At 53.7% G+C, this 25,957-nt stretch carries 23 protein-coding genes; 15 read left to right on the top strand and 8 right to left on the bottom strand.

Annotated features, from left to right (window positions below; all coding sequences use genetic code 11):
* Positions 1–33: 33 nt before the first annotated feature.
* The 3 genes from ACT6RZ_RS01080 (at position 34) to ACT6RZ_RS01090 (ending at position 1,673) form a co-directional block, all read left to right on the top strand.
* Complete coding sequence (locus ACT6RZ_RS01080; protein ID WP_442585401.1) at positions 34–189, top strand: DUF3309 family protein; 156 nt, start codon at positions 34–36, stop codon at positions 187–189.
* An 83-nt stretch (positions 190–272) separates the two neighbouring features.
* Positions 273–671: a PA2779 family protein gene (locus tag ACT6RZ_RS01085; RefSeq protein ID WP_444700342.1), complete on the top strand. Its 399-nt coding sequence runs from the start codon at positions 273–275 to the stop codon at positions 669–671.
* 48 nt (positions 672–719) lie between these two features.
* A complete protein-coding gene (locus ACT6RZ_RS01090; RefSeq protein WP_444700343.1) occupies positions 720–1,673 on the top strand; it encodes a PA2778 family cysteine peptidase in 954 nt (317 codons plus the stop codon).
* A 58-nt stretch (positions 1,674–1,731) separates the two neighbouring features.
* Here ACT6RZ_RS01090 and ACT6RZ_RS01095 read toward each other — a convergent pair whose 3' ends face one another.
* Both ACT6RZ_RS01095 and ACT6RZ_RS01100 read right to left on the bottom strand, forming a co-directional pair.
* Positions 1,732–3,354 carry an EAL domain-containing protein gene (locus ACT6RZ_RS01095; protein ID WP_444700344.1) on the bottom strand — a complete coding sequence of 541 codons (1,623 nt, stop codon included), beginning with the start codon at positions 3,352–3,354 and terminating at the stop codon, positions 1,732–1,734.
* A gap of 361 nt (positions 3,355–3,715) precedes the next feature.
* Positions 3,716–4,198: a DUF421 domain-containing protein gene (locus ACT6RZ_RS01100; RefSeq protein ID WP_444700345.1), complete on the bottom strand. Its 483-nt coding sequence runs from the start codon at positions 4,196–4,198 to the stop codon at positions 3,716–3,718.
* Positions 4,199–4,489: 291 nt separating this feature from the next.
* Here ACT6RZ_RS01100 and ACT6RZ_RS01105 point away from each other — a divergent pair, with 291 nt between their 5' ends.
* Complete coding sequence (locus ACT6RZ_RS01105; protein ID WP_444700346.1) at positions 4,490–4,642, top strand: DUF3309 domain-containing protein; 153 nt, start codon at positions 4,490–4,492, stop codon at positions 4,640–4,642.
* 18 nt (positions 4,643–4,660) lie between these two features.
* Positions 4,661–4,966 carry a hypothetical protein gene (locus ACT6RZ_RS01110; protein ID WP_444700347.1) on the top strand — a complete coding sequence of 102 codons (306 nt, stop codon included), beginning with the start codon at positions 4,661–4,663 and terminating at the stop codon, positions 4,964–4,966.
* An 80-nt stretch (positions 4,967–5,046) separates the two neighbouring features.
* On the opposite strand, the gene ACT6RZ_RS01115 is transcribed toward ACT6RZ_RS01110, so the two are convergent.
* Positions 5,047–5,241, bottom strand: coding sequence for a hypothetical protein (locus tag ACT6RZ_RS01115; RefSeq protein WP_444700348.1), 195 nt, complete (start codon positions 5,239–5,241; stop codon positions 5,047–5,049).
* A 344-nt stretch (positions 5,242–5,585) separates the two neighbouring features.
* Between ACT6RZ_RS01115 and ACT6RZ_RS01120 the strand changes: the two genes are divergently transcribed.
* Together ACT6RZ_RS01120 and ACT6RZ_RS01125 are read left to right on the top strand one after the other, a co-directional pair.
* Positions 5,586–5,783 (top strand): hypothetical protein, encoded by a 198-nt coding sequence (locus ACT6RZ_RS01120; protein WP_444700349.1) that lies wholly within the window; start codon positions 5,586–5,588, stop codon positions 5,781–5,783.
* A 210-nt stretch (positions 5,784–5,993) separates the two neighbouring features.
* On the top strand, positions 5,994–6,164 hold the full coding sequence (locus ACT6RZ_RS01125; protein ID WP_444700350.1) for a DUF3309 family protein: 171 nt from the start codon (positions 5,994–5,996) through the stop codon (positions 6,162–6,164).
* Between the two features lie 38 nt (positions 6,165–6,202).
* On the opposite strand, the gene ACT6RZ_RS01130 is transcribed toward ACT6RZ_RS01125, so the two are convergent.
* Positions 6,203–6,430, bottom strand: coding sequence for a hypothetical protein (locus tag ACT6RZ_RS01130; protein ID WP_444700351.1), 228 nt, complete (start codon positions 6,428–6,430; stop codon positions 6,203–6,205).
* A gap of 284 nt (positions 6,431–6,714) precedes the next feature.
* Here ACT6RZ_RS01130 and ACT6RZ_RS01135 point away from each other — a divergent pair, with 284 nt between their 5' ends.
* From ACT6RZ_RS01135 to ACT6RZ_RS01150, 4 genes are all read left to right on the top strand, one after another.
* On the top strand, positions 6,715–7,065 hold the full coding sequence (locus tag ACT6RZ_RS01135) for a hypothetical protein (RefSeq protein ID WP_444700352.1): 351 nt from the start codon (positions 6,715–6,717) through the stop codon (positions 7,063–7,065).
* A gap of 88 nt (positions 7,066–7,153) precedes the next feature.
* Positions 7,154–8,437 (top strand): TolC family protein, encoded by a 1,284-nt coding sequence (locus tag ACT6RZ_RS01140; protein ID WP_444700353.1) that lies wholly within the window; start codon positions 7,154–7,156, stop codon positions 8,435–8,437.
* A gap of 13 nt (positions 8,438–8,450) precedes the next feature.
* On the top strand, positions 8,451–9,635 hold the full coding sequence (locus ACT6RZ_RS01145; RefSeq protein ID WP_444700354.1) for an efflux RND transporter periplasmic adaptor subunit: 1,185 nt from the start codon (positions 8,451–8,453) through the stop codon (positions 9,633–9,635).
* A gap of 11 nt (positions 9,636–9,646) precedes the next feature.
* Positions 9,647–12,736: an efflux RND transporter permease subunit gene (locus ACT6RZ_RS01150; protein WP_444700355.1), complete on the top strand. Its 3,090-nt coding sequence runs from the start codon at positions 9,647–9,649 to the stop codon at positions 12,734–12,736.
* Positions 12,737–12,798: 62 nt separating this feature from the next.
* On the opposite strand, the gene ACT6RZ_RS01155 is transcribed toward ACT6RZ_RS01150, so the two are convergent.
* On the bottom strand, positions 12,799–14,691 hold the full coding sequence (locus ACT6RZ_RS01155; protein WP_444700356.1) for a PAS domain S-box protein: 1,893 nt from the start codon (positions 14,689–14,691) through the stop codon (positions 12,799–12,801).
* Positions 14,692–14,984: 293 nt separating this feature from the next.
* A complete protein-coding gene (locus ACT6RZ_RS01160) occupies positions 14,985–15,503 on the bottom strand; it encodes a cupin domain-containing protein (RefSeq protein WP_444700357.1) in 519 nt (172 codons plus the stop codon).
* A gap of 355 nt (positions 15,504–15,858) precedes the next feature.
* On the opposite strand from ACT6RZ_RS01160, the gene ACT6RZ_RS01165 reads away from it, so the two are divergent.
* Positions 15,859–17,202 (top strand): diguanylate cyclase domain-containing protein, encoded by a 1,344-nt coding sequence (locus tag ACT6RZ_RS01165; RefSeq protein ID WP_444700358.1) that lies wholly within the window; start codon positions 15,859–15,861, stop codon positions 17,200–17,202.
* Positions 17,203–17,214: 12 nt separating this feature from the next.
* On the opposite strand, the gene ACT6RZ_RS01170 is transcribed toward ACT6RZ_RS01165, so the two are convergent.
* Together ACT6RZ_RS01170 and ACT6RZ_RS01175 are read right to left on the bottom strand one after the other, a co-directional pair.
* Positions 17,215–19,299 (bottom strand): diguanylate cyclase domain-containing protein, encoded by a 2,085-nt coding sequence (locus tag ACT6RZ_RS01170; RefSeq protein ID WP_444700359.1) that lies wholly within the window; start codon positions 19,297–19,299, stop codon positions 17,215–17,217.
* Positions 19,283–21,367 (bottom strand): EAL domain-containing protein, encoded by a 2,085-nt coding sequence (locus ACT6RZ_RS01175; RefSeq protein ID WP_444700360.1) that lies wholly within the window; start codon positions 21,365–21,367, stop codon positions 19,283–19,285. The genes ACT6RZ_RS01170 and ACT6RZ_RS01175 overlap by 17 nt, the downstream gene beginning before the upstream one ends.
* A gap of 252 nt (positions 21,368–21,619) precedes the next feature.
* Here ACT6RZ_RS01175 and ACT6RZ_RS01180 point away from each other — a divergent pair, with 252 nt between their 5' ends.
* The 3 genes from ACT6RZ_RS01180 to ACT6RZ_RS01190 all read left to right on the top strand — a co-directional run bounded on the left by ACT6RZ_RS01180 (position 21,620) and on the right by ACT6RZ_RS01190 (position 25,928).
* The gene (locus tag ACT6RZ_RS01180) at positions 21,620–22,378 is read left to right on the top strand and encodes a hypothetical protein (protein WP_444700361.1); all 759 of its coding nucleotides are present in this window, start codon (positions 21,620–21,622) and stop codon (positions 22,376–22,378) included.
* 120 nt (positions 22,379–22,498) lie between these two features.
* Positions 22,499–23,158, top strand: a complete 660-nt coding sequence (locus tag ACT6RZ_RS01185) for a pyridoxamine 5'-phosphate oxidase family protein (protein ID WP_444700362.1) — start codon at positions 22,499–22,501, stop codon at positions 23,156–23,158.
* 163 nt (positions 23,159–23,321) lie between these two features.
* The gene (locus tag ACT6RZ_RS01190) at positions 23,322–25,928 is read left to right on the top strand and encodes an EAL domain-containing protein (protein ID WP_444700363.1); all 2,607 of its coding nucleotides are present in this window, start codon (positions 23,322–23,324) and stop codon (positions 25,926–25,928) included.
* The last annotated feature ends 29 nt before the right edge of the window (positions 25,929–25,957 follow it).

The raw sequence follows: 25,957 nt of genomic DNA on the forward strand, positions 1-25,957 counted from the left end.
TTCCGGCAATAGTTTGAAGTCAAGGAGACCGCTATGCTTAGAACTGTCCTGCTTGTGATTCTTATTCTTGCCCTGGTTGGCGCCTTGCCTGCCTGGCCTTATAGCTCAGGTTGGGGATATTACCCAAGTGGCGGGCTGGGACTGGTAGTGCTTATCCTGCTGATACTCGCTTTAACCGGCAGGCTGTAGGAAAAACCTTATTCAACTGGCTTGGGCAGCAATGTCTGAGCCAGTTTTTATCTCTGTGTCCACTTTAAAAAAGGAAGTACATCATGATCATGGCTAAACGTTTCTTAAGCGCTTTCCTGGCGCTCTCAATTTTCTTCACCGGCTCCATTCAAACCGTGCAGGCTGCCATGATAGGTACCGAGCAGGTGGCAGAATCAGCCATCACCGCCAAAGGTGAACAGGACAGGGCCAAGATCGTCGCCATGCTCTCGCGTGATGAAGTGCAATCTGCGCTGGTGGCACGCGGCATCGACCCTGTGGAAGCCAAATCACGCGTGGCAGCGCTGAACGATGACGAAGCCAGCAAACTGGCGACAGAGATGGATAAGGCCCCGGCTGGCGGCGGCATCATAGGTGCCATCGTGCTGGTGTTCCTGGTATTGTTGCTGACAGATATCCTTGGTTTCACCAAGATCTTCCCGTTCACACGTTCAGTACGTTAATGCTTTATCATCTCGCAGATCACTTTGCGGGATGGAGCACCTGAAGCTATGAACGACTTGAAAGCCAGACTGTACCGTTGTTGCATGCTGGCTTTTTTGTGCCTGCTGACCGCGTGTGCCGCTACCGGGGTACGCGAGGCCACGCAGAACACCCAGCTGCCGCGCCATGCCGAGCTGACACAAACGCCTTTCTTCCCGCAGGAGCAATACCAGTGTGGCCCGGCCGCGCTGGCGACTGCGCTAAATGCGGTGCATCTCACCGTCACGCCCGAACAATTGACGCCGGAAGTGTATGTGCCCAGCCGCCAGGGCAGCCTGCAGATCGAGATGCTGGCTGCCGCCAGGCGTCATGGTGCGATCGCGGTACAGATCCCGCCGCAACTACAGGCGGTGATGCAGGAGATCGCAGCTGGTAATGTGGTGGTGGTGATGCAGAACCTGGGTTTCTCGTGGGTGCCTTCCTGGCATTATGCGGTGGTGGTCGGCTACGACGCCGATAAAGAATTGATCTGGTTGCGCTCGGGGCCGTATCAGCGCCAGGAGATGTCGCTGAGTGCTTTTCAGCGCACCTGGGCGCGTAGCGAGCACTGGGCATTTGTCGCATTAGCCCCCGGGCAATTGCCGGCCAGTGCCAGTGCGGATGATGTGGCGCAAGCCCTGGTGGCCTATGAAAGAAATGCGCCTGCTGCTGCCAGGAAAACAGCTTATCAGGCAGCCGTGCAAAAATGGCCTGATCACCTGGTGTTATTGATGGGTCTGGGCAATGCGGCTTATGCTGCCGGTGAGCTGCCGTTAGCGGCCAGCAGTTTCAAACGGGCGACAGAGATACACCCCGCATCTGCCGCGGCTTATAATAATCTGGCCAATGTATTGCTGGCGCAGAAACAGACCAGCCAGGCCGAAGCAGTAGCCAGGCAGGGCCTGGCGCTGGCAGGTGATAACGAAAAGCTGAAGTCACAGATCAAACAGACGCTGGCCGAGATCAGGCAGCAACAGCGATGATGTGCTGGCCGCATTTAAGCTCCAGCGACCAGGACTCAACAGTACTGAGTGATTGTGGTTAAGAAACCGCCTCGCTCAATGTCCGCGTTTGCGTATGTTTTTCCAAGTAGCTGTAAAAATCTTTGCGCTTGAGCGATTTAGAGAACAGCCAGCCCTGCACATATTTCACACCGCGCTCGCGTAGAATCTGCGCCTGCTGCTCGGTCTCAACGCCTTCGGCCACCATGTCCAGCTGCAAAGTCTTTGCCATCTCAATGATATGGAAAGCCACATGGCTGGTCACGGCATCGGTGCCCACCGAGTCGACAAAGGTCTTGTCTATCTTGAGGTAATCCAGCTGGAATTTGGTCAGGTAAGACAGGCTGGAGTAGCCGGTACCAAAATCATCTATCGCTACCATCACGCCGCAGTCGCGTATGTTTTTAATCGTGGTCAGGGCTTCATCATCATCAAGGAAACCGCGTTCGGTGACTTCAATCACGATCTGCCTGCCCTGCGCGCCTGTGGATCTTTTCAGCTGCTCTATCATGGGTAATAACTTGCCGGAACGGATATCGTGCGAAGAGATATTGATGCCCACATGAAAATGTTTATGCATGTTGAGTGCAGTGTGCATGTCTTTAGCCACTAACTCGAACACCCGCTGGGTGATCTGGCAAATGACGCCGGAAGCCTCTGCGGCAGGGATAAACGTGTCCGGGCTGATAAAGTTATTGTCTGGCGTTTTCCAGCGGATCAAGGCTTCTGCACCCACGCATAGTTTGGTCTGCAAATTCATGATGGGCTGGTATTCCAGGTAGAACTCGTTATTGGCCAGTGCACGCAAGATGGCCGATTTTGTCGAATAGCGGGTGCGCTGCATATACACGAAAATGCCGCCCAGCGAGATCCCTACCACCATCGCCAGCGGGATCAGTATCTGGATAAAAGATACCAGGTCGTCATTGATATCCTTCAAGGGCATGGCGGCCACCACGCCGGTCAGGTTCAGCTGGTTAGGCGCCATATACACCAGCATATGGCGTTCCTTGTCTATAAAAGTGAGCGCTTGCTTGCCCTGGTATCTTTGCAGCCAGTCAGCCGCGATCTCGCCTCTGGCGGTGTACAGCTTGTGCGACTGGATACCGAAAATGCCGACAGCCACCCCGGAGTTGCCCAGTGCTTCTATGGCATGACTGGGAACCATGACGATGGCCCAGCCAGCTTTTTCCATCACTACCAGGTGGTGATTCTGCCAGTCGGCGACTTTGATATTGGCCCACAAGCGGGTGCCGTCCGGCTCTATCCTGAACGGGGTGCCCAGGGTGATGCCGTCGAACACTTCAGAGATAGAAGAGCATACGATGCGATTATCTTTGACATGGGCGACCGCCTGCAGGAAAAAACCAGCGATATTGAATTCCTGCATCTTCTGGATATGCTGTGGCGCACAGGCATCTTTTTCTGCCACATGGGCAAAATGCGTGACCACATTCGTGAATTGCTCACGGGTAGAACTCATGCGCATGAGTACGCCGCTGGTGATCTCGCGCAGGCGTCTGGTTTCTTTTGAGATGGCCTGGTTCTGCGCGATCATCAGCGATAAAAAGATAGACACAAAGGCGGTGATCACGATGAGCAGGATAGTGACGCCGGTCAGCACCCGCTTGTTACGCCATCCCATTTTTAACAGATTATTCATATAGCTACATCCTTCCACAAGGTCAGTCTTATCGCTGCGTCGTCAACTTTATGCGGCCGGTAAATATGGCCGCTCAGCATCAGGGGATAAGAGTGTGCGATCTGGAAGTGATTAAATACGCGCGAGATACAAGAGTGATAAACATAATTTATTTTTTTCGTTAATGTTGTTGGATATCGATCTTGAAGCTTTATGAAAGCAAATAAATTGATACACAATTTCTTCCATAACAAAATAAATTGATTCACAATTTATTCCATAACTTGGTTATCGGCGCGAGAGTGCCAAGCTGTAGAGTAAACAGCGATTAAATGTTAATTTTTTTTATTTTATAGCCTGGGATAGTAAATCTACTATGAAATCATGCGTTGTCAAAGCGAATGACGCTGATCTCGCCATCCATTTCTATCTGCATCTGTTTCACTTCGGCGATGCTGCCTATGCCTTCTTCCCTGAGTTTGGCCATGATCTCATCCTTGGTGACGAATTCCTTGCGCATCTCTTTTCTTTGCAGCATGCCGTTCTTCACCAGCACCAGCGGTTGTGCCTCTACCATACGCCTTACCCAGGTGTATTTAAAACTGAGGAAATCGATCAGCAGGTTCCAGAACACCAGCACGACGATAAGCACCAGACCGTCTGAGATCGATTTGGCGTCTCCACTCATGGCATTCTGCGAAGCATCGGCAATGATCACCACAAACAGGAAATCACTGACACCTACACTACCCATGCTGCGGCGCAGGATAGATCTGAAAATAAGAAACAGGAACCAGTAGACCACCGAGCCGCGCAGGACTATCTCCCACAGCGGAATGGTCAGGTGAAATGTTGAGAGATCCATTGGTTATCGCCCCCTGAAATGTATGCATGCTTAGCGCAAGCTTGGGGTGAATGCTACAAAAATACGCGGTTTATATTTGTCAGATGTGGATGAAAAGCGTGTAGGAAAACACTGAAAATGCATGTCAGGTAAAGAGTGTATGCCAGCAGGCATAAAGCTTCAGTCAGTGCTTATGCCTGGTGTGTGCGCCCATTCCTACAATCATTTCAGCCTTAGTGACATAACACTTTCTGCCAACTCGCGGCAACATGATGACGTTTATATAGTCAGATAAAGTGATAGGAGAGTGTGATGCTCAGTACCGTATTGTTAGTGATATTGATTCTTGCCGTGATCGGTGCGTTGCCAACCTGGCCGCATAGCGCCAACTGGGGATATTACCCGAGTGGAGGATTGGGACTGGTGTTGCTGATCCTGATCATTCTGGCGTTAACAGGTGCTTAATTTTGCAGGAGCTTAATCATGGTGAGTGAGACACAGATCAATCAGGCAGAGCCTAATCCACAGGTAGAGAAAGACACCTTGCATAGCGATGACGTGAGTGCGCGCTTACTGATGGATATATTCGTTAACCACTTCAAACTGCTGACTGGCGAGGCCCTGCTGGCAAGCAAGTTAAGTAGCGTCTGGTACGATAAACAGAAAAGTCAGGAAGACCTGGTGAACGGCCTTGAATACGCCAAGGCACAGGAATGGATAGTGGCGCTTGATGAAGCATTCCGGCTGACGGAAGCCGGCTTTCATACTGCGGCGGTAGCAGACAAGTAAAAAGCCGGCTTGGACTTTGCTGATAAAAGTGCTACACGCTGCCAGCGTTCACTGTCGCAGCGTCAAGCACTCATACGCAATCATTGGGCCTGATTATCGCCTATGATGTCCGGCTGTACGTCGGGCGTAGCCGGCTCAGTCGGCTGGTAAGGCGTATCCGGGTCCGGCTTGATAGGCTTGTGAGTCTCTTCAGGAAACACCGGGTGTGTGGTCTCATCCGCAGCAGCCAGAATCTCTGCCCCGGAAAAATGTTGTTCTATCAGTGATTGCGGCATGGTTATCTCCAGATATGATTGATCAGCAGCTTTAAAGATACGTTTTTAGCGCGGACTTTCTTATCAGTGATTACCTGAAAAACCTGTCAGATATTCTTGATCATGCTGGATGCAAAGAGTTCGACTGATGATATTGAGTGATGTTGAGGATTCCTACGCCGGTTTCCTTAAATCGCCGACAGAGCGGCTAGGCAGTCTCGCGTAGCCTGTACACAAGTACGCAAACTACTATCAATCGTGATGTATAGCGCTATACATCTACCTGTCACTGCTGTTCCAACTGTATCAGTTCCCTTAAGTAAGCAATGTTGTATACGGCAGAGGCATCATGCAAGGAGATCGCTATGTTAGAAAAAACACGTTTTGAACCGTCATGGATAGAGCCGACCAGCCTTGATAGCAGGGAGGGCGTAGCCTCTTCCAGGCAGACGACAGTGCGTGAAGAGAAATTGCAGAACCGTGAAGGCAAGTCATGTACACGCACGGTGAAACAGGCGCTGGCGATCAATCATCTGAAAGCGCGCAAGGCGACAGAGTCTTAGCCGGAACCATTGATTCATGTGATAACCGCCACACATGCAGTGGACCGCAAAAAATGCTTGTCTGAACTTTCCTACAAAATATTCAGCCTAAATTGTATAGCGGTATCTGTCTGAATTCGCGATGATGAAGCATCATTAAACTTTAACGAATTCAAGGCCGAAACCGCCAGGCTGACTGGCCATGCCTGAATTGATTTGCAGGAGAACACCATGATTAGTACTCTGCTGATTGTATTTGTCGTGCTGGCTGCAGTGAGTGCCGTGCGCACTTTGCCTTATAACATCGAGTGGGGTGAATATCATTCCAATAAGAGTTTGATGGGCGTAGTAATCGCGGTGCTGATTGTGCTGGCGTTCACTGCCGGTTTTATTGAAGTGTAAATGCGCACTGCACGCGTTCAAGGCTTGATGGCCAGAACTCAATGGTCAAACAACACGTGACCTTCACTAGCCACTAGTATGCGTTTGATATCGTATTCACTCAGGTTGTCGAATTCAGTGAACGTGATGGTAGCGCCTTTGTCTTTGGCGGCATCGGCGATCCTGAGAAGATCGGCCAGCGGTTTGCTGCTGGCACTCAGCTTAAAGCCCAGTCCGGCATGGGCGATACGGATAAGCTCATCCGTGGCTATGCTTTCAAAACGCATTTGGCTTTCCTCCCCCGCTATCATTGTTCCAAACTACTCACACACACGGCAGTCTGACACCCCGGCACCCAATGATTTCTGATACTGCAAGCCCGTCGCAAAACTGCAGGCAATCATACAAAAAGCCAGCTTACTCCTTTATTCATCCTGGTTAAATATTTATCTAAATAATACTTTTAATCCGCTGATGAAAGCCGCTGATAAATGCTGCATCGACGCCCCCAGTGCCTGACTGACAGTCGATTTCTTGACTATTGCAAATGTTATTGATAAATTGGCCTGGCATGCATCCTTTCATCAAAAAACTATTTGCCTTTATCGCGCTGCTCTCGCTGTTAAGCTCGTCAGCGTGGGCGGTCTCGCCGCAGGTATTGGTTGATGATGTATTTGCACCCGAAAACACCGCCATGCTGGATGTGCATTTGCAGCAGGGCACCGATGACAGCCGTCCGCCGCACCAGGAATCCACCTGCAATCATGCCTGCCACTTTTCAGCCCATCTGCTGGGATTGATCTCCGGCGATATCACACCCGCCATCCCGCGGCTGGATAGCGGCAGTTACACCAGTATCGCCTGCAATAACGTCAGCTATCCCTTTCTAAAAGGTCTGTACCGCCCGCCTATCCTCTTGTAAATCTGGCCATTCATGGGCGCTTTGAAAATAGCGCGTCTGGATATGTTAGCTTTACAGAGAGGATATCACTGTGTTTATGCCTATGATAATGACAGGGCTGCAACGATTTGCAGCCATTGTCGGCCTTGGCTTATGGCTGTTTATAAGCTTTCCACCCGCAGCATCGCAAGCCGCAGCTTTAGCGCTGGACCAGGCCTGGTCATTAGCGATCGGCAACAATGCCGACTTGCAGCGCCAGATCGCTAACCAGCACATTGCCGATGGTGACTTTCAGGATGCCCAAGGGCCGCTTTACTATAACCCGGTGCTGAATCTGGATGTGCGCCAGCGCAATATCCAGCAATCCCCAGGGAGTGATACAAGGCGCGGTGAGTGGGGCGCCGGCGTGGCGCAGACCTTTGAGATCGCCGGGCAACAGGGCTTGCGCCGAAATGCCGCCCGGCAAAGCCAGCAGGCCATCGCGCTGGATATCGCGGAAGAATACCGTAGCCTGCATGCGCAACTCGAAGAGCAGTTCGTCACTGTGCTGGCGATCCAGAAACGCATAGAGGTCGAGCAACGCATACTGACACTGATAGAGCAAAACACCGCCTTGTCGCGCAAGCGGGTGCAGGCCGGTGAAGACAGCCTGCTGGATGGCAACCTGGCCGTGGTCGATACCGAGCGCGCCCGCAACCAGTTGAGTGCCCTGAATGAACAACTGCTGCGCGCAAGAGCGCAACTGGCCGCGACCTTGCAGCTGGGCGAGACAGACTTGCCAGCCGTGACTGGCGAGCTGATGCCGGCTGCCAGCAGCTACACGCTGAGTGACTTGCTGGATAAACTGGCCGCCAGGCCAGCCATGCAATCATTGCTGATCAAAGAATCGGCTGCCAGATCACGCTTGCAGTTACAGCAAACTCTAAAATACCCCGACCTGACCGTCAGCTTGGTCAACAGCCGGGAGGCGACCATGGCCGGCGATGACAATATCACTTCGGTCGGCCTGTCGCTGCCGCTGCCGCTGTTTCGCCGCAATGGTGCCGGCATAGGCCGGGCGACGGCCGAATTCACCCAGTCCGAGATCAATCGCGCCACACTCACGCGCAACGCCAAAGCTGCTATCCAGGCTGCCTGGTTGCGCCGTGAAAATATCCGCGAGCGCGTCAGCCGCCTGGACAAAGAGGTATATCCCCGGCTGGAACAGAATCTCAAACTGGCCAAGATCGCATTTGAGAATGGCGAGATAGCGCTGCCGCAATTGCTGATCCTGCAACGGCAGACCGTGGACGCACAACGCGACATCATCGATGCCCAGAAAGACATCAGGCTGGTCCAGGTCGAGCTGGAATACCTCTCTGGCTGGCTGATGCCCAGCCTGCCAGCCAATTAATCAGGATATCTATATGTACACACTATTCAAACACACAGCCGCACTGATGACCTTGCTGGTCATCAGCGGTTGTAGCGCTGATAACAGCGCGCAATCAGCACAGGCTGAGGCGCCTGAAAAGGCGGCACAGCATGAACAGACCGAGCTGCTGGCATTCACCGCCGCAGAGCTCGAGCAATTCGGTATCGCTACTGGCGCGGTGAGCCTGCAACCATTGCAAAGCCAGCTCACTCTCACCGCCAATATCGTGGCCAACCAGAACAGACTGGCCCATGTCACGCCCCGCATTGAGGGCAAACTCTCCAAAGTGATCGCCAACCTTGGCGACCAGGTGACTGCCGGTCAGCGGCTGGCCGAGATAGACAGCATACAGATGGGTGAAGCGCGTGCGCAGTACCGCAGCTCGCAAAGTGAGCTGGCATTGGCACTCGCCAACTATGAGCGCATCTCGCGCCTGTATGAAGACAAAGTGGTGCCGCAAAAGCAAATGATAGAGTCGCAGGCTGCGCTGGAAAGGGCCAGGTCGGCGGCTTATGCCGACTCTGAGCGTTTGCGCATGTATGGCGGCCTGAGTAAGGAAAACAGCGCCAGACACAACGGCTCGACTTATGTGCTGACGGCGCCTTTTGCCGGGATAGTGCTGGAGAAGAACGCGGTGATAGGCGAGCTGGCCAAGACCACAGACAGTATCTTCACCATTGCCGACCTTTCTACCGTGTGGATAGAAGCCGATGTGCCGGAAAAAGACCTGAAGGATATTGCCATAGGCAAAGACGCCAGCGTGACAGTGAGCGCTTACCCGCAAGAAGTATTCACCGGCAAAGTCAGCTATCTGGCGAGTATGGTGGATAAGACCACGCGCACGGTAAAAGCGCGTATCGAGCTGCGCAACCCCGGGCATAAATTGCGCATAGATATGTTTGCCACCGCAGTATTAAGCCATGCCGCCGGGCAGCTGGCGCTGCTAGTGCCTGCCGATGCCATCGTCATGATACAGGGCATGCCGCATGTCTATATCGCACAGCAAAATCATGCACAGTCGGCGACTTTTGCGGCGCGGCCGGTGGCATTGGGCCAGCAGCTGAATGACCAGGTCGAGATCAAAAGCGGTTTGCGCGAGGGTGAGCACATAGTGCGAGCTGGCGTGTATGCGCTCAAGGCCAGGCAGCTTAAATCCCAGATCAGTGACGAACATTAGGAGAAACGCATATGTTGCACTGGATCTTAGACACAGCGCTGCGTTACCGGCTACTGGTGATACTGGCCTCTTTGCTGCTGGTATTTTTTGGCGTGCGGGCGTGGCAGGAGGTGCCGCTGGATGCTTTCCCCGACGTGACGCCCGCCCAGGTGAATATCTACACCGAATCGCCAGGCCTGGCGTCTGAAGATGTAGAGCAGTTAGTCACCTTTCCGGTAGAAAGTGCATTGGCCGGCCTCAAAGGCATAGAGCATATCCGCTCGGTCTCCCTGTTCGGACTGTCCTATGTCAGCGTCTATTTTAAAGATGGCACCGATATCCAGCAGGCCAGGTTCCTGGTCAGCGAGAAACTGGCGGATATCAAGAACCGCATGCGCATGGCCGACGGCGGGCAGGGTTATGGCGAGCCGGTGCTGGGGCCGAATACTTCCGGGCTAGGGCAGGTGCTCTGGTACACCCTCAAGTCTGACAGCCTGAGTGCGATGGAACTGCGCACACTGCAGGATTGGACGGTGCGCATGGTGTTGCGGACCACGGCGGGCGTGGATGATGTCACCTCGTGGGGCGGCCATGAAAAACAATTCCAGGTGCAGGTCGACCCGCAAAAACTGTTTCAGTATGGTTTGACTTTTGCGCAAGTGGTTGAGCGCCTCACCGCCAATAACCGCCAGGTAGGCGGGCAGTTCATCAATGTCGGCCAGGAGCAGTTGCTGGTGCGCGGCCTGGGCCTGGTCAGATCGACGCGGGATATCGAAAGGATAGTGGTCGCCGAGAACAATGGCACGCCGGTCTATATAGAGAATATCGCCAAAGTGGTTGCAGGCCCCGGCTTGCGCGTGGGGGCTGTGACCCAGGATGGCAAAGAGGTGGTGATGGGCATGGTGCTGGCACGCCTGGGTGAAAATGCGCAACAGGTGGTGAATGCGGCCAAGCAGAAACTGGCCCTGATCAAGGCGACACTGCCAGCCGGCGTGACGCTGGAAACCGTGTATGACCGCACCGCTATCATAGATAAAGCGATACACATGGCTGACCGGGCCATGATAGAAGGCGCCTTGCTGGTCATCGCCGTGCTGTTTCTGCTGTTGGGCGAAGTGCGCGCGGCGCTGGTGGTGGTGGTCGCCATCCCGCTCGGCAGGCTGATCGCCTTTATCCTGATGCAATATTACGGCATCTCGGCCAATCTGATGTCACTGGGCGGTTTGATCATAGGCCTGGGCATGACCATAGACGGGCCACTGGTGCTGGTAGAAAACTGTTACCGGCGGCTGTCGCAGTTTGCCGCAACCACTGACCAGCCTAAGCAGGGCAGTCAGATGCAGGTGGTGTTGGCTGCCGCCAAAGAGGTGATCCATCCTGTCGCTTTCGGCGTGCTGATCATCACCGTGGTGTTCCTGCCCATATTTTCGCTGACCGGGCTGGAAGGCAAACTGTTCAAGCCACTGGCGATCAATATGACGTTTGCCATGGCCGGCTCCATGCTGCTGACCCTGACGCTGATCCCTGTGCTGGCCTCACTGCTGTTAAAGCCGGGGTCAGAAAAAGAGCCGTGGCTGATACGCAACTGCAAGCCCGCTTATCTCAGGGGCTTGCAATGGAGCCTGGCGCATCAAAAGATCATCGTGGCGCTGACCACGCTGGCATTTATCGCCTCGCTGATACTGCTGCCGTTTTTGGGCAAGGAGTTCATGCCTAATCTGCAAGAGCAGGATATCCTGTTCCGGGTGACCAATATCCCCTCGGCGTCACTCGAACAGTCGCTGGCGGTGTCGGACCGCGTATACGCCAGCCTGAAATATATGCCGGAAGTGCAAGGCAGTGTCGCCATGCTGGGGCGCGCAGAAAAAGGCGAGATCGCCGATGTGAATTACATGGAGATACTGGTGCATTTAAAGCCGGCAGCTACCTGGCCTGAAAAGATCAGCCATGCGCAACTGGCGCAAAAACTGCAGGCGCAACTGGAAAAAGCCGTGCCGGAAGCCGTGATCGCTGCCACCCAGCCGATACAGATGCGTGTGGAAGAGCTGATCTCAGGGGTGCGTGCGACCTTGTCGGTGAAAGTTTACGGCGAGGAACTGGCCAGCATAGACCGTATCGCCAGCCAGGTGAAAGCGACACTGGCCGGGGTGGAGGGGGTCAGCGAGCTGGCGCTGGAAGCCAATCTGGGCAAACCGCAATTGAAGATCACGGTAGACCGTGAAGCCATCGCCCGCTATGGCATAAATGCCGATGACGTGTTGCAGGTGGTGCAGTCCGGCATAGGCGGCAAGCCGGTGTCCAGCGTGATCGATGGCGTCAAGCGCTTTGATCTCCAGGTCTGGTTTGCCCCGGCGTTCCGTGCCGATGTCAAAGCCATAGGCGAGATCCCTATCCCGACCGCGCAAGGTGCGCTGATCCCGCTTTCGCAGGTGGCAACCTTAAGCACAGAAGAAGGCTATGCCTTTATCCGGCGCGAGCAGTTACAGCGCTATGCCGTGATCCAGATGGACGTGCAGGGCCGCGACATCGATGGCTTCGTCAAGCAGGCACAGGCACGCATAGACCAGCAGATACGATTACCCAGCGGCTACTGGATAGAGTGGGGCGGTGCCTTTGAGCATCAGCAACGCGCCATGGGCAAACTGGCGCTGATCGTGCCGCTGACCATAGGCCTGATCTTTGTGCTGCTGTATACCGCGTTTCATAGCTTGCGCTATGCCGGCCTGATACTCGCCAACGTGCCTTTCGCGGCCATGGGCGGACTCTTCGCCCTGGCGCTTTGCCGGCAATACCTCTCTGTGCCGGCGGCGATAGGTTTTATTGCCGTGTTTGGCGTGGCCATGTTGAACGGCATAGTGCTGGTGTCATTTATCAACCAGTTACGCGACCAGGGGCGCACAGTGCGCGAGGCCGTCGTTGAGGGTAGCACCTTGCGCTTGCGGCCGGTGATGATGACTGCGCTGGTGGAGATATTCGGATTGATACCATTTGTGCTCGCCAGCGGCGTAGGCTCGGAGATATTACGGCCGCTGGCTATCGTTGTGATCGGCGGGCTGCTGACTGCCACCGTACTCACACTGATCTTGCTGCCGGTGGTGTATGACTGGATGGAGGCTGTGTAACCGCCCCCGCCGCTGCGCTGAAGTTTTGTGTGGCTGCGGGCAAAGCGCAGACCGGGCAGGGCTTAATCTATCATCACCACCCCGTTTTTGCCGTTCTTTTTGGCGGTGTACATGGCTTTGTCCGCCAGCCTGATCAGCTCCAGCGGCTCAATGGCTTGCGGCTCGGCGCCGCCATAATAGGCGATACCTATGCTGAGGGTGATCTGCAGTTGTGTATCACCCACCAGCACCGGCTCGGCCATGATCTTCTGTATATTGGCCGAGATGCGTTTGGTGTCATGCTTGTTTTTCAGGTTTTCCAGCACGATGACGAATTCATCACCGGCATACCTGACCGCGGTATCCGACATCCTGCTGCAATGGTTGATACGGTTGGCGACTTCTCTGAGTAACTGGTCGCCCACCTGGTGGCCATGGGTGTCATTGATCAGTTTAAAGCCATCCAGGTCGATAAACACCAGCGCCAGGTATACCTTGTTGCTCTTGGCACGCTGAAAAGCGATAGGCAGTATCTCTTCCAGTTTGCGCCGGTTGGCCAGGCCGGTCAGCGGGTCGTTCCTCGCTTCATTTTTAAGCAGGTTCTCCAGCTGCTTGCGCTCGGTGATATCCCTGAGAAAAGAGGTGAACAGCACCTGCTCGTTGATTTCCAGCGCGTTCACCTGCAGTTCGATAGGAATGCGCACGCCATCTTTACGCACCGCTTCCAGCTCGATACGGTTGCCCAGTATCCTGGATTTCCTTTCTGTCAGGTATCTGTGCATGCCGTGATGGTGGGCCGCTTGTGATTCAGGCGGAATGATCAGGTTTTCCAGTTTTTTTCCTATGGCTTCTTGCTCCAGCCAGCCAAAAGTGTTTTCTGCCTGCTTGTTCCAGGCGGTGACCAGCCCTTCGGCGTCCATACAGATATAGGCCTCATTGGCATTATCCAGTATGGTCCTCAACTCCAGTTCCTTGTTCTGCAACTCCTGCTCGGACTGTATCTTTTCCTGATAGGCTTTGGACATGGATTGATTGACCAGGCGCAGTTCATCTGTGCGTTGTGCCACTTTTTCTTCCAGCGTCCTGCGCAACGCCGTCAGCGCGAATTCGGTTTCTTTCGCCGACTGTATATCCTTGACGATGGCGATAAAGTAATCCAGCTCGCCTCTCTCTGTCGTGTGCTTGGTGACCGTGATCTCAACCCAGATGGTGGCCTGGTCTTTGCGGATATATCTTTTTTCCAGCTGGTAACGGTCTATTTTGTCGGTCACCAGCTGGTCCAGCAGGTTGAGGTCGGTGTTCAGATCTTCAGGGTGGGTGATGTCCTGAAAAGTCAGGTCTATCAGCTCGGCCTGGCTGTAATCTACGATCTTGCATAACTCGCTGTTGACCTGCAACCAGCCACCGCTGGGGTTGACCAGCGCGATACCGACACCGGCGTTCTCAAACACACTTTTGAATTTGCTTTGGGCCTGGTCTATCGAGTCTTGCGCGCTGAGCATGCGCTCACGGAACTGGATCTCTTTGGTGGCGAGCTGCGCCAGGTCATTGAGTGCCTTTAATTCGCTGCTGCTGGGGCGTTTGGGTTTGTTATCTATCACGCATAAGGTGCCCAGCGAATAGCCCTCTACGCTTTTGATCGGGATGCCGGCGTAAAAGCGGATGTTGGGTGCATTCACGACCAGCGGGTTGCTGGCGAAGCGCGCATCATTGCTGGCGTCTTCAACGATGAGCTGCTGGCCGCTGCTCACGGCATGGGTACAGAAGGAGATATCCCTGGCGGTTTCGGTGGCATCTATACCGTGTTTGGATTTAAACCACTGCCGGTTCTCATCGACCAGCGAGATGACAGAGATGGGGGTGCCGAGTATGGTGGAAGCGACCCGGGTAATACAGTCGAAGAATTCATCAGGGTCTGAATCGAGCAATCCCAATGACCTTAGTTTTTCTAGTCTTAATTTTTCGTGACTGGTCACAATCTCTCCCTGCAGTGATTTCATTCAAACTATATAAAAATACACATAAAATATATAGTCATAAAAGAGTCATTTTGAGAGCGTTTTTCTTCGCTTTACAGTCAGACCAGTGTGCGGGAGGGACGTTCGTTTTAATTGGGCATAGCCAGGTTGATGGCACGATTTTCTGGCCTGTGCATGCGACAAGAAATCAGTACAGCCACTAGCGATCGCTGACAGTGCCGGGTTTGTTCAGGCTAGCGGGGCGGCCCAGGCAAACCCGCCCGCGCCGCCCCGCTAGCTGGCCGACTGGGTTATTTTTTAGGCGCTGCAGCTTTTTTGCGCGGGTCCTCTTTTCGCGGATCTTCTGCCGGGTTGGTATAGGTGATATCCCAGGGCCCGGTGGCGATCAGTTCTACTATGGTTTCCTGGTCGGTGGTCCACAAATAGTGCGTATGGCCGCTAGGTAATACAAAGCTGGAACCGGCATTCAGCATTTCACCTTTGGTTTTGTCCAATACCTTGCCCATACCATTGCCGACTTTACCACTCAGCACAGTCACCACTTCGGTATAGGGGTGTGTATGCGGCGGGATAGGGTAATTGGCAGGGAATTTGAGCCAGGCGATAAACACGCCTTTTTTAGTCGGGTCACCCACCAGGATGGCACTCTTGGCCCCTTTGGGCAGTATGGGTTCGTCTTGCCATTGCACCGTTTCTGGCGTAAATGATCGCATGCTGCTGGCATGCATGCGCTCTATATTTTCCTGGGCGACGGCAACGCCGGACAGCACAAGTGTCAGGGCCGTGATGATGCGCAATTGATTTTTCATGGATTATCCTCTCGTGATAATGAAGGGTTTTAAGCTGTATACAGGTCTGTATATATGTGAGCTATTTTTGCTTAATTGTCGTTAAGAGGACTGTTTTTATTCATGAACACAGACTAGGGGAAATGCTGATTCTGCCCTGCGCTTAATCCTTAGCCGGCACGGGATAAACCTGCTTTGCCCGTGGCAAAGGCCATGCCAGTGATGAAATAGCCAGCCACGGCGAATGTTGTTGAGTTTGTATTTATCATGGTAATTAATTGCGAAACTAAGCCGTAATCACCGTTTTTTTGTGTCAAAAGAGTTATAGCTGGTTAAAATACAATCATTTATCCCAATGAGTTTCTGACATAAACCAGTGTTACGCAAACCTAACCAAACCTTCAAAAGCATGTGTGTCGCCCTGTTGGCCGCATTGCTCGCTTTTGCGTTCTGGTATTTCCTGTTTGAATACCAGCGCCAGAAAGATGAGAGTGAGGCTTATCTCGAAGCGGCCTCTTATGGCAACGTGCTGCGCTCCGAGATGGACAGGGAGCTCAACTCGCTGTTGTTCATCTCCAATGGCTTGTCCAGTTTTATCAAAGTCTACAGAAACCAGCTGGAAACCCGCAAAATACAGGCCATTCTGGCCGATCTGTGGGCACAGGCACGCCATGTCAGAAACCTGGCAGTGGCGGTCGATTACAAGCTGACCTATGTTTATCCCGAAACAGGCAATGAGAAGATCATTGGTATCGATTACCGCTATGTGCCATCACAATGGTCCAAAGTGCAACTTGCCATCGAGTCCGGCCAGGGGGTGCTGGATGGCCCGCTAGACCTGATACAGGGTGGCAGTGGCATGATCTACCGCTTTCCTATCTTTATCGATGGCAGCTATTGGGGCATCATCTCGACCGTGATAGATACGCATGCCTTTCTGGATGCGGCCTTTGAGCACAATCTGCGTAATGAATTTGCGTTTGCCATCAGGACGGCAGACGACAAGCATGTGTTTTATGGCGACCCGCAACTGTTCAGGCAGAAGCACGCCTACATTCAGGAAAGCCTGGTGCCCAATGGTAAATGGGAGTGGGCGATAGAGAACAAAAAGATACATAACTTGCGTGACCGCAGGTTTGGCGTCATTTTAAGTCTGGTCTTCAGTGTGGTGGTCGGCCTGTTCGCCTACTTTTTTGCCAAGGAACGCTACTACCTGTCTGAAGGCGCCTTGATGGATAGCCTGACCGGCCTGCCTAACCGCAGGCTGCTGGAAAACCGCCTCAACTATGTGCACTCCGAGGCCAAACGCTTTAGCAAGATGTTCGGCCTGATGGCACTGGATGTCGATCACTTTAAAAGCATCAATGACAATTACGGCCACGATGTCGGTGACGAAGTCATCAAGCAGGTGGCTAATATGCTCAAGAGCAATATCCGCGATGTGGATACCGTGAGCCGTATCGGCGGTGATGAGTTTGTGATCGTGGTCCGCGACCAGCATTCGCAGGAGAGCCTGGTGAAAGTGGCGAACAAGCTGTTAAGCGTGTTCAAGAAACCCATGCACATACACGGGCACGAGATCGCCGTACATCTGAGCATAGGCTTGACCCTGTTTGAGCCGACCTCAGAGGTGGCACTGAAACAGTTATTCAAGCAGGCGGACATTGCGCTGTATCAGGCCAAGCAAAAAGGGCGCAACACCTACAGCTTCTGGCAATAGCGCTGGCAGTATTCACACCTCTGAAAACACAAAGCGGTCTTTGCCCTTGTTTTTGGCTTCATACAAGGCCGCATCACCGCGTTCGAACAGATGGTCTACCGACACCTGGTTGCCATTAAACACGACAAAACCCATGCTGGCAGTCACCTTGAATACATGCTCGTCGATCTCGTAAGCCTGGTTGAGGATGTTTTTCATGCGCGCGCAGAATTGCGAGGTGGTCTCCTTGGCCTCGTCGAACCCGGCGCCGGTGTCACTGATGATGATGACGAACTCGTCGCCGCCCAGTCTGGCAGCCGTATCGTTGCCGCGCACCGAGCGTTGCAGGCGCTTGGCCACCTGCTTGAGTAATTCGTCGCCGCTGGCATGGCCATAGGTGTCATTGATCTGCTTGAACTTATCCAGGTCCAGCATGATGAGTGCGCCATAGACCGCCATACGCTGGCAATTGGCCATGGTGATCTCCAGCCGCTCATGCATCAGCCTGCGATTGGCCAGCCCGGTCAGCACGTCATGCAAGGCCAGGTAGTTGGCCCGCTCTTCGGCCAGTTTGCGTTCGGTGATGTCGGCGCGGATGGCGACATATTGCAGCGGTTTATTATCCGGGCCCAGAAATGGCACTATGGTGGTGTGCACCCAGTACAGGCTGCCATCCTTGGCCCGGTTGCAGATCTCGCCATTCCACACCTGGCCGGATGAGATGGTCTGCCACAGATCCTTGAAAAAAGCGGTGGGGTGCACGCCAGAGTTGATGATCTTGTGCGTGCGCCCTATCAGCTCGCCGCGCGAGAACTTGGAGATCTCGCAGAATTTGTCATTCACCTTGGTGATGATGCCGTTCCTGTCGGTGAACGCCACAATTGCGTGCGCATCCAGCGCGGCATTCAGTTCTGTCAGCTCACGCACAAACTGCCTGACCTTTTGCTGCATGATCTCCTGATCCGAGGTGTCCAGAATGATCATGAGCACACCGCCTTCATTATGCTCATCCGGCTCGGGCACCACCTGCACATGGCGATAAGCCATTTTGGAATCGACTTTTTCTATCGAATAGTTAAAGTTGCCGTGCTTGCCCTCCAGCGCTTTTGCCAGGTGCATCCTGGCCGTCTCGCGTATCTCGTGCGGCAGTATCTCATCCACATGTTTGCCTATGGTGTCACCCAGGGGAAAGCCCATGACTTTCTCGTGCGTGGTATTCACATAGCGGTAGCGCAGGCTGTGATCCAGCCTGGCGATAGACAGTGGCAAGGCCTGGATCAGAGTGTTCAGTTCGGTTTGATTCTGTTGCTGGATCTGTTTCAGGTTCTGCGCATACTGATCAAAAGTAAACACGAACGTCAGCCTGGACAGCAAGGTATAGGCGATGATGGTGAACACATGGCTGGCCAGCTCGCCCAGGTCAGAGTCAGTCTGGTGCGATTGCAGGCAAAGCAAGCTCAGGCCCGAGAATACACAGGTGTAAGCCAGCTGGCAGGCGCGCTCATGCTGCAGCAGGGTCGCCGTCGATTGCGAGAACAGCAGATAAGCGAGGGCAAAGTACAGCAATGCCACCATATAGCCTGCCACTGCATGCACAAACACCGAGTCAGCAGATTGCGCCTGGATGGCTGCGGTGTAAGGCTCGGTCAGCAATACCAGCACAGCAGCAAAACTCAATCCCGCCAGCAGCAGGGTCTTGCGCTGGGCGCGCAGTTTGATGCCAAAGGTCAGCGCGGCATAGACCATGATCTCAAACACCCTGGCATAAAACAGGAAAACCGTGGTCTTGCGGCTGGGGTCGAAAGTCTTTTCATCGACAAAACCATACAGGTAGGCAGCGTGCATGATAAACACCAGCGAGAACCCGGTGAGCAGGATGTGGTTCACGTTTCTTTCAGCACCGGCACGTGAGAACCCCAGTTCTGCCGGCAGGCTGTTCCATGCCGTGATGGCGATCAATGCCGCAATCACAATCACAAACAGCTCGGCGAGCAACTGCAGTTCTATGAGCGCTTCGGAAACGATAGGTGACAGCACATGCTGCGGCACCAGATACACGGTCAGTGTCATCAGTATCGCGGCAGCGACCAGGTTTCTCAGACTAAAAAATGCCGGCATGGCTCACCTGCTTGTGGTTGAGGGCAAAGGTTGTGAAGGCATCTCCGAACAAGGGCATGGAGATCAGATAGCCTTGCAGTTCATCGACGCCGCAGGCGACCATACACACGCGTTCGTCTTCAGATTCTATGCCTTCTGCCACCGTGCGTATGCGCAGGTCTTTCGCCATCTGGATAGAGGCGCGGATGATAGGCAGGCTGCCGGTGCGTATGCTCTGCACAAAGCTGCGGTCTATCTTCAGTTCATGGATGGGCAGCGTATGCAGCAGGCTGAGCGAAGAATAGCCGGTGCCGAAATCATCGATAGACAGCTCTACCCCCAGTTGCCGCAGTTTTCTCAGTTTTTCTATGGTCAGCTGGGGCCGCAGCATGGCGGCCGATTCGGTGATCTCGAAACAGATGGAATCGGGCGGCACTTTGTATCTTTTCAGCAGGGCGGCGATAGTCTCGACCAGATCGGGCTGCTCAAGCTGATAGGGTGATAAGTTGATAGACAACCGCAGGTGCAAGTGGTCCGCGATCCAGCGCGCCTGCTGCGCCAGCGATTGGTGCAATATCAGCTGGCCTATGGCATTGATCAAGCCGTATTTCTCAGCGATGGGGATAAACTTGGCCGGGCTGATAAACTGGTTGTCGCCGGTGCTCCAGCGCAGCAATGCCTCGGCGCCTATCAGCTCGCCCGAATTGGCATCCACTTTGGGCTGAAACGCCAGTTTGAACTCGGAGTCATGGATGGCTTTACGCAATTGGCCCTGTATCTCCAGTTCGTCGCGGGTATCTTTCAACATGTGTGGCTCAAAGCTTAACCAGCTGACGCTGCTGCGCTGTGCATAATCACAGGCCGAGCGTGACATGGAGGGCAGTTGTGTCAGCTCGCCATAAGAGTTGGCAGTGGCAAAACCGATCTGGCAGCCCACCGAAATCGATTTGCCATCGATCTCAAAAGATTGCGAGATATGTTCAGTCAGGTGCGAGGCGAACGCCGGAATATCGGGAATGTAATGGGTGGACAATATCTCGAACACACTTTCGGAAGCCCGGTACAGCGTGCTGTTTTGCAGCTTGTGCTCATTGATGCGGTCTTTCATCAGGTGTATGACTTTGTTGCCGAACTCCTGCCCCCACGAGTCACAGATAGATTCGTAGCTTACCAGCAGGATCTTGATCAGGTGCGCGTGGTTGTGGTTGCTTTTGACCAATTCGCGCAATTTCTGGTCCAGCGCATTGCGGTTAGGCAGTTCGGTGATGGTGTCTACAAACAGCAGTTGTTCCAGTAACTCGGTCTTATTGGTCAGGTTACGGTTCTGTTCCTGTAGTTTGGACTCAATGCGGGCCTCCATATTGCTGGTAAACATCATGGAAGCCGCCATGATCAAGCCGCAGATAATGACGATGGTGGCCAGGGTGCCGGTGGAAAACGCCGCATTGTTGATACAGAAGCTACCTTGCGGAAAACTGGCCCCGATGACGCCGGTATAGTGCACAAAAAATAACAGTACGCCCAGGCCCAGGGCGACAAAAAAGCGCGCGTTGCGCTTGCTTGCGGAAGGCAGTTGCGTTTTCCACTGCGTCCATGCCACCGCCACCAGGCCCAGCACTATGGCCAGCACCAGCGATATCAGCACCCAGGACCAATCCCATTTTGCCCCCGGCACTGTCTGCGCCGAAAAAATACCCAGGTAATGCATGATGCCCAGGCCCACGGTGAACCCCAGCGTATGCAGCATGATATAGGTTGAAAACAGCCCGGCTTTCATCTTGAAAGCCGCGATCAGCGAGTAAGCCGCCAGGATGGAAATGATCAGCGAGGTAAAGGTGAGGGTGGTATCAAAATAAAGCGTGAAACCCGGGTGCCAGCCCAGCATGCCGATAAAGTGAAAGGCCCAGATGCCAAAGCCGAGTAGCAAGGTCTGCCAGATACGCCATTTGCGGGCATTCAGGTAATCCAGGCTGCGGATGCTGGACTCGATCACCAGCACCCCCCACCAGATACTGCATGACATCAGCAGCGATAACAGTACGACAAACGGGTTGTTTTGCCCCGTTAAAAAGTAAGCGAGTGTCGACATAGGTTCCTTGCTCTGATCCTGTTCAGGAAACGTTAATTTAAAAAAACGTCAAACAATCAGATAAATGCAAAGATGCTGATTAGCATAGTGACTCGCCAATCTGCTGCAAGTTCATCTTTTGCAAGGGTATTGCCTGTTACAGCGGAGAATGCCTATTTAAAGCCTATGCCGACCAGGCATTAAATGGGTGTGTAAGCCTATATCTCCTGATTGCCATGATAGCATTGCATTTTTATTTATATCAATGCAGTTATGAAGCTGGAAAAAAATATTTTTACCTGGGCATATTGTTCCTCACTTTTGCTGCCACTAGCCCAGGCGGCAGAAGAACCGTTTTTCCGCGAGACGGACGCCGCACACAGTGACCGGCTGCTGAGGATACCTGAACCTATGGTGTATGACCTGGTGCGCCCGCTAGGGGTCAGGCAAGGCGATATGGAAGTCAATGCGCTGGTGGATATTAACCCGCGCACCGATGATGTCAGCTGGGCGCCCGAGGTGGAATATGGCCTGGCCGATGACCTGGCGCTGGAGCTTGAATTGCCGTTTGAAGATGCCAGCCATGAGCGCTATAAAGTGGCCATCCAGAAGACCCTGGGTATTTATAACCATCTGGGCATGGCCAATGGCTGGCAGGCTTTCCTCGACCTCAACAAACATACCAAGACCCTGTCGGGTGACGCGACTTATATCCATGCCGTGCGCTGGGCGGACAAATGGTCTAGCCTGAGCATGCTGGGGCTGCGCATCAATGGTATCAATCGCAGTGCCGAGGTCGAATACCTGCTGAACAATACCGTGTTCTATGATGTCTCGCCAAGGCTGACGCTGGGCCTGGAGCTGAACCAGGAAGTCAGCAGTGGCGGCTCCTGGCGTTACCGGCTGACGCCCCAGCTGCACTATGATATCAACCAGCATTACACGCTACAGGCCGGGGTCGCCACCTCTACCCTCAACGCGGGCGGCAAAACTGAGAAATTGTGGAGTTTCAGGTTGATACGCGTGTTCTAATGACCAAAGACGGCTGACGATTACCTGCGCCGGATCTACAATAGCTGTGCGTGACCGGGTGATGCTGTTCACCCGGTGAGCTCATTTGTTAAGACATTAAATTCTGTATAGGGGGGAAGCATGAGTCGTTTATTCGGGGAGGTGCATCGCAAGGTGCAGGACGAGCAGGGCACCAGGAAACTGGCCGACAGGATAGAGGAGATCGCCTGCAAGACGGAGATCGATGCCGATGCCAAAGGCTTTATCGAATCGCTGGATATGTTTTTCCTGTCTACGGTGGACCACAACGGCCGGCCGACCGTGTCTTATAAAGGCGGCCACACCGGCTTTGTGCAGGTGCTGGATGGGCAGACGCTGATCTTCCCGGTGTATAACGGCAACGGCATGCAGTTGTCGGTGGGCAATATGGTGGCGAATGCCGAGATAGGCATGCTGTTTATTGCGTTTGACAAGCCACACCGCATCCGCCTGCAAGGGGTGAGTGCAGTTTCCAGGGACCCGCAACTACTGGCCCTCTACCAGGAAGCCGAATTCGTGGTCAAGGTCACCCTGTCTGAATTGTGGCAGAACTGCCCGCGCTATATCCACCGTTATACGCGTGAAAGCCAGTCGCGTTATGTGCCGGTCGCGCAATGCCAGACGCCACTGGCCGAATGGAAACGCTTTGAGTTCATGCAGGATGTGCTGTCAGAAGAAGATGCCAGAAAAGCACAGGACTCAGGCTTTATCCAGGTGGAAGACTGGATGGAGAAGATCAAGGCCGGTGCGCCTGATGTCTGATTTTTGCCTAAGACTGGGACACTATTGACGCCATTAATATCAAATTAATTGTATTGAGATGGTTTTAATTTTTCATATCCCGCATAATCGGTTAAAAAAACCGAACAACAATTATTCCATGTGACGAAAGTTGAATCGATGTAAGTGGTCACACCTGTTCAGCATGCGTTATTTCATCTCTTACTCTCTCTTACTCTTGTTCAGCCTGGCAAGTATTTGCCAGGCTGTTGCCACGCCCGAAAAGGCCATCACCGTCATCAGTGACGATAATTACCCGCCCTATTTATTCAAGGATGACCAGGGCAATACCGTAGGCATAGTGGCGGATTACTGGAAGCTGTGGGAGCAGAAGACCGGTGTCGATGTCACGCTGATCTCCACCACCTGGGAGATGGCGCAACAGCAATTGCTGAGCGGGCATGCGGATGTGATTGAAATGATCTTCCGCAACCCCGAGCGCGAGACCAGATATGCGTTCTCGGCGCCTTATGCCAAAGTCGCTGTCGGCATTTATGCGCATGAAAGCATGAGCGGCCTGATCTCTGCCGAGTCACTGGCTGGCTTTACCGTGGGTGTGCAAAAAGGCGATGGCTGCATCTTCCAGCTGAAAGAAGCCGGGGTGAAATCTTTCCGCGTGTACAACAGTTATGACGAGATCATTCAGGCGACTCTGAACCAGCAAGTCATGATCAGTTGCATGGACGATTATCCCGCCAGCTACTATCTATATCGCAAGGGCGCCGAGAATAGCATATTGCGGTCATTCACCCTTTATCACGGCAAATTCCATAGAGCAGTCAAAAAAGATAATCCGCAGTTACTCGCCTTGATAGAACAGGGCGCGTCTACCATTACCGCCGCTGAACTGGCAGCGATAGAATCCAAATGGAAAGGCAGGCATGTGCCGCGCAATGCCTATTCCAGGCAGGCTATCCTCGGGCTGGCGTTCATACTGGTCGTGGCGGTGGTGCTGATGTTGCTGGTGTTCACCCTGCGGGTGGCGGTCAGGCGCAAGACCGCAGAGATAGAGAGCAAAAGCCAGGAACTGGAAAACCAGCGCATGCGCCTGACCGAGATCATTGATGCGACGCGGGCCGGCACCTGGGAGTGGAATATGCAGACCGGGGAGTGCCAGTTCAATGCGCGCTGGGCCGAGATCGTAGGCTACACGCTGGACGAGCTCGCGCCGCTGTCACTGGAAACCGCCACCCAGCTGATGCATCCCGATGATCTGCAGATGGCCATGCAGTTGATAGAACGCCACCTCAAGCGCGAGATTGATTTTTATGAATGCGATATACGCATGCGCCACAAAGACGGACGCTGGATCTGGGTGTCTGACCGTGGCAGCCTGATCTCGCGCACTGCCAGCGGCGAACCGCTGGTCATGCATGGTACGCATTTCGATATCACCGAGAAAAAAGCCGCCGCAGAAGCGATCTGGCGGCAGGCGAATTATGACAGCCTGACCCAGCTGCCTAACCGGCATTATTTCAACCAGCGGCTGGTAGAAGCGATACAGGAAGCGACACTGAAACAACAACGGCTGACGCTGCTGTTTCTCGATCTGGACCAATTCAAGGATGTGAACGATACGCTGGGCCACCACCGCGGTGATGACCTGCTGATAGAAGTCGGGCGGCGCATACGCCAGAACCTGATGGAGAGTGCGACCGTGGCGCGCCTGGGCGGCGACGAGTTCGCCGTGATCCTGCCGGATGAGGTGGCCGATCTGCACACGCTGTGCAATCAGGTGCTGCAGCATATCTCTCACTCGTATATCCTGGGTGGCGAACGCATGTTCGTCACTGCCAGTATAGGCATCAGCCAGTTTCCTGATGATGCCGCCAACGCCGAAGAGATGATCCAGCATTCGGACCAGGCCATGTATGAAGCCAAAAACCGCGGGCGCAATAATGTGTGCTATTTCTCACTGGCCATGCGCGAGGCACTGACCCAGCGCACATCGTTAGCCAGGGATCTACGCAACGCGGTGGAGAACGATGAGTTGCGTGATTATTACCAGCCTATCATCTGCCTGCGTAGTGACAGGATAGTCAAAGCCGAGACCCTGATGCGCTGGCAGCACCCCACGCGCGGATTGATCAGCCCGGCCCTGTTTATCCCGGTGGCAGAAGAGACCGGCGAGATCACCCGCATGGGCGACTGGATATTCAGGCAGGCGGCACAGAATGCATTGAAGTGGCAGGCGCTGGTGGGCGACGAATTCGCCATCAGTGTCAACAAATCACCTATGCAGTTTATCGAGCCGTCGGCCATGAACAGTGACTGGATGCAACTGCTGCAGCAACTCGGCCTGGATGGCAAACGTATCGTGGTCGAGATCACCGAAGGCCTGTTGCTCAACCCTGACCCGGTGGTTGAGCAGCGCCTGCTGCATTTCAGGGATCTGGGCGTCCAGGTCGCCATTGATGACTTCGGCACCGGTTATTCCTCTTTATCCTACCTGAGCAAGTTTGATATTGATTTTCTCAAGATAGACCAGTCGTTTACACGCGAACTGAGCGAAGGTAACGAAAGCTATGTCTTGTGTGAAGCCATCATCGTCATGGCGCACAAACTTGGCCTCAAGGTGATCGCCGAAGGCGTGGAAACCTCCGTACAGCGTGACTTGCTGCGCGCTATCCATTGTGATTATGCTCAGGGATTCTTCTATTCGCCGCCCATCCCGGCAGCAGCGTTTGAACAACTGCTGGTCGCTGAAGCGCAAAAGGCCGGCCCTCAAGGCGCCCAGATCGATATCTGCTGATGCCTGCCCTAATCCTGACGCTGGCCCGG

The organism is Methylophilus sp. (genome assembly GCF_052437885.1).
GTDB lineage: Bacteria > Pseudomonadota > Gammaproteobacteria > Burkholderiales > Methylophilaceae > Methylophilus.